This is a genomic window from Infirmifilum sp. (assembly GCF_049970975.1).
Taxonomy (GTDB): Archaea; Thermoproteota; Thermoprotei; order Thermofilales; family Thermofilaceae; genus Thermofilum; species Thermofilum uzonense.
In genome coordinates, this window is the sequence record NZ_JBMFLX010000115.1 from 1 (window position 1) to 4,058 (window position 4,058).

The 4,058-nt window shown below is 45.9% G+C and carries 5 protein-coding genes and 1 pseudogene; all 6 read left to right on the forward strand.

All coding sequences use genetic code 11. From position 1 onward, the window contains the following. Positions 1-446 (forward strand): annotated as a pseudogene (locus ACP5KC_RS09180) (NADH-quinone oxidoreductase subunit D); the annotation flags it as partial. Continuing rightward, complete coding sequence (locus ACP5KC_RS09185; RefSeq protein WP_428287348.1) at positions 440-1,135, forward strand: 4Fe-4S binding protein; 696 nt, start codon at positions 440-442, stop codon at positions 1,133-1,135. The pseudogene ACP5KC_RS09180 and the gene ACP5KC_RS09185, both read left to right, overlap by 7 nt. A 7-nt stretch (positions 1,136-1,142) precedes the next feature. Then, positions 1,143-2,111, forward strand: a complete 969-nt coding sequence (locus ACP5KC_RS09190) for a complex I subunit 1/NuoH family protein (protein ID WP_052884108.1) — start codon at positions 1,143-1,145, stop codon at positions 2,109-2,111. Further along, positions 2,108-2,542: a hypothetical protein gene (locus ACP5KC_RS09195; RefSeq protein ID WP_052884107.1), complete on the forward strand. Its 435-nt coding sequence runs from the start codon at positions 2,108-2,110 to the stop codon at positions 2,540-2,542. The genes ACP5KC_RS09190 and ACP5KC_RS09195 overlap by 4 nt, the downstream gene beginning before the upstream one ends. Then, complete coding sequence (locus ACP5KC_RS09200) at positions 2,539-2,835, forward strand: NADH-quinone oxidoreductase subunit K (RefSeq protein ID WP_052884106.1); 297 nt, start codon at positions 2,539-2,541, stop codon at positions 2,833-2,835. Before ACP5KC_RS09195 ends, ACP5KC_RS09200 begins: the two co-directional genes overlap by 4 nt. Before the next feature lies 1 nt (position 2,836). After that, on the forward strand, positions 2,837-4,058 hold a 1,222-nt coding region (locus ACP5KC_RS09205), incomplete at its 3' end, for an NADH-quinone oxidoreductase subunit L (protein WP_428287349.1).

Below are 4,058 nucleotides of genomic sequence, written 5' to 3' on the forward strand. Positions count from 1 at the left end.
TAACCTCAGATAGAGGCGATGTCTATAGTCTGGTATTATGTCGTCTTAAAGAACTTATTGAATCAGCACGCATTATTTCGCAAATAACAGAAAAAACTCCAAGCGGAAACCCTGTACCCCCCAAGTATTTCATGGGTACTGTTCCTGCAGGGGAATCCTATGCACGGACAGAGGCCCCAAGAGGCGAGCTTTTTTATTACGTGATATCAAATAATACTCATAGCCCCTATCGTGTCAAAATTAGGACACCGACTCTCCCAAACATACAACTTGCCGCCATCCTCCTTGAAGGAGCCGCTCTCTCAGATCTCCCACTTATAGTGACCAGTATCGACCCCTGTTTCAGCTGCATGGATCGCGTGCAAGTCTATAACCAATCGGACGGGACAGTCAAGGTATTGTCTCTAGAAGATTTCACTAAGAAGAGAGGTGCGAGTTCATGGTGAAAAGTGGTTTTGTAAAGTTGCTGTGTATGTCGTTTGCGAACCTTCTCGGAAGACCAAGAACTCTAGCTATTGATGAAGCTGCTCAAAACAGCATGTCTCGAGGGCGCCCCGTCTTAAATATAGAGAAGTGTCTTGGATGCGGGTTATGCGGTAGGTCTTGTCCACCTGGAGCTATAACCATGATAACTGTAGGAAAGCAAATTGTTGGGGGAAGGGAAATAGACAAGAAGGCTCCAAGATTTGACTATTTAAGGTGCATTTACTGCGGCTTGTGTTCTGATGTGTGCCCCGCGCGTGCCATTCGAATGGAAGAAAGTTTCACCATAGAATATGCTTTTGAGGTAGCTCTCCTGCCACTTTCAACAGATCCAAGAGTGGGGGCCATCCTAGCGTTTGCATTTATTTTCCTTGTAAGCTTGAGTGTGTATTTAATCTCTGGCCTTTTATCTCCTAAGGGAGAACACACCGACAAGGCTTTTGATCCGTTTACTGGGGGGACACCTCAAACCACACATCTTGAAAGATATTATATTCCAGGATTGTTTTCATTTGTACTGTTTTTCCTGATCACCGAGATCGCTGTATTCCTCATACTACTGCGTCCAGCTCTATATGTTCTTCTCCTAGTACTAATCACCTTAGCGGCCCTTATGGTCGAAGGAATCGAACTACTAAGGAGGTTGCGGTGAGCATGACATGATTGACATATTATTCCAATCTCTAATCTTTCCAGGTCTATTGTTCAGCGTGGCTATGGCTTTCTGGTTTGAATACATTGAGAGAAAGATAACAGCGAAGATTCAAGGGCGAGTAGGACCCCTCTACACAGGACCTAAAGGGCTTTTGCAACCACTGGTTGATTTTATAAAGCTGCTTGTAAAGGAAGAGATCGTACCCCGGAATTGTGACATATTGCTTTACCGAGTAGCACCCGTATTAGCCATTTCAATACCTGTTTTCGCCATGTGTTATATCCCGGTAGCTACGACCCAGATGCCCTTATCTTTTCAAGGAGATGTACTCCTCGTATTCTTATTGTTAGCCCTAACAGCCCTAACGGTGGCACTAGCGGGTTATGCGGCACTCACACCCTACACAGCAATAGGTGTAGGAAGGCTTCTCTTGCAGTACACTATGTATGAGAGCATCTTTGCTTTGAGCCTAGCGTCCGTAGCGTTGCAAGCATCATCTCTAAGCTTCAAAGACCTAATAGAATACCAGGCCCAGCATGGCCCCTTGGTTCTTTATCAACCGATTGGCTTTATAACATCATTATTTGCCTTACTCGCTAAACTAGAGAAGAGACCCTTTGATCTCCCCCACGCGAAGCAGGAGGTTGTAGCGGGCTGGTTGACAGAATACTCCGGGAGAAGCCTAGCTTATCTCAGGCTCTTCAACGATCTGAGCATGACTTGGGGAATATCGCTGTTGACCAGCTTTTACCTTGGAGGACCTCTGGGTCCTGGATACGAAAAAATTGGGCCCCTAGCAGGTTTCCTTTGGTTTGGATTCAAAGCCCTAGCTCTCAGTTTCCTCTTAACTTTCATAAGCGCATCAATGGCTAGGTTTAAGGTGAGTGGTCTTGCGAGAGTTTTCTGGGGTATACTTTACCCCCTTGTTTTCATTCAACTTCTTATAGCTTTCCTTTTCAGGTGGCTTGTATGATTGAATATTTGTCTCTTATTGGTGTTGTCTTGATAGTCTGGGGTCTCTATTCACGCCGAATAATTGCAAGTCTAATCGCGATGGCTACCGGTACTATAATGATATCAATAGCACTGTCTGAGACCGCTGGTTGGACGCCGGCAATCCTTGTCGCCACGCTGTTCGCAGGAGGTTTAATAGCTCTGATGATCGCTTGGATGATGCTTGTAACCAGGGAGGAAGTAAGAGTAGACGTTACATATGCCTTGGCCGTTTCCCTGATGCTCCTAACCCTCCTATCAATATACATACTTGTCGGGACAGGAAAGATAAAGTTCGAAGTATCACAGGTTACAAGAATTGCTGACATAAATGATTATTCTCTTCTAACAATCCTACTCGTAACTGTTCTCATTGGTGGTTTACACATTGTGAAAGGTGAGGGGGGATGATGGATTTAGTGGTAGTGTGTTCGGCTCTAACGCTTCTCATAGCTGGTTTAGCCTCCATAGCCGCCACCAGAAACATGGTGAAGGTGATCATGGGCTTACAGGCGATGACCCTAGCGAGCCTACTCCTCCTCTCTCTCGCGTTTAGAACGGGTGGAGCCAGCGCCGATGACATGTTCCTTCTCATAGCTTCAGCTACAGCTACAACAGAAGCGCTTGGGATCGCGATAGCTCTTCTAGTATGGGAACGTTTCAGGAGGATTAACCCCCAAGAGGTATCTGATTTGAGGTGGTAGTATGATTCCTGAGCTTTTACTACTAGAATTGTTTATCGCAAGCGCTACAATCACAGTTCTTAAACAAAGAAGGCTTGTGGAGGGCTTAAGCGTCATAGCTTCTCTAACTGCCGCTCTTCTGTCAATAGCATATATCCTGATTCCCGAGAAAACAACCCAGATGGGGGTTACACTCTACAGCGACGCTTTGTCTAAGCTTATGCTGGGAGTTGTGAATGTTCTAGGCTCTCTAATCGTTATTTACAGCGTGGGATACATGAACCACGACCCATCATACCGACGCTACTACTCACTGATGTTATTCTTCATAGCTTCTATGAGCCTACTCGTTCTAACAACAAACCTGCTAATCCTATACGTTTCCTGGGAGCTTGTCGGCGTTTGTAGTGCTCTGCTAATATCCTTCTGGTGGGATAAGCCTGAGGCGCGGAAAGCTGGACTGAAAGCTTTTACTGTTACAAGAATAGGCGATATAGGATTCATAGCTGCAATTGCCCTACTTTTAACACGCATTGGGACATCAAATATACCTTTAATCCTAGACTCTGCAACCGAACTAGGAGACCTTATAACACCCCTTGCGATTTTGCTGCTTCTAGCCGCTATAGGAAAATCTGCACAGTTCCCCCTTTTCGTCTGGCTACCCGACGCGATGGAAGGACCCACATCTGTTAGCGCCCTTATACATGCGGCGACAATGGTAAAGGCTGGAGTATACTTGTTGTCACGCTTCTACCCTCTCATAACCCTCAGCAGTAAGGCTCTAGAGATAGTAGTTTGCCTCGCAATTATCACAATTTTCCTCTCAGCGCTAGCAGCCCTCGGAGCCTCTGACATAAAAAGGGTCTTAGCATACAGCACTATAAATCACCTAGCACTCATGTTCTTAGGCTTAGGTCTTGGAGCATGGGGCGCGGCTCAACTACACTTGTTATCGCACTCACTCTTCAAAGCCCTATTATTCCTTTGTGCAGGACTCATAATACACGAAGCTAAAACCCGTAGTCTAGACGAGCTGGGAGGACTATGGTCGTCGGGGTTCAGAGTTACAGGGATAGGCTTCCTTATAGGCTCGCTTAGTTTGGCAGGCGTTCCCCCTCTCCCAGGATACTTTACAAAAGACCTCATACTTATGGCGATAGAGCATAACTTTAAGGAGGGACTCGGTTATCTGCTAGCGTTCACGATCTCTCTTCTCTCCTCTCTATATATATTCAGGCTTT

Excerpts from the sequence above, each read along its gene's own strand:
- ACP5KC_RS09195 (WP_052884107.1), top strand. The coding sequence starts at position 2,108 with ATGATTGAATATTTGTCTCTTATTGGTGTTGTCTTGATAGTCTGGGGT.
- ACP5KC_RS09185 (WP_428287348.1), top strand. The coding sequence starts at position 440 with ATGGTGAAAAGTGGTTTTGTAAAGTTGCTGTGTATGTCGTTTGCGAAC.
- ACP5KC_RS09190 (WP_052884108.1), top strand. The coding sequence starts at position 1,143 with ATGATTGACATATTATTCCAATCTCTAATCTTTCCAGGTCTATTGTTC.
- ACP5KC_RS09200 (WP_052884106.1), top strand. The coding sequence starts at position 2,539 with ATGATGGATTTAGTGGTAGTGTGTTCGGCTCTAACGCTTCTCATAGCT.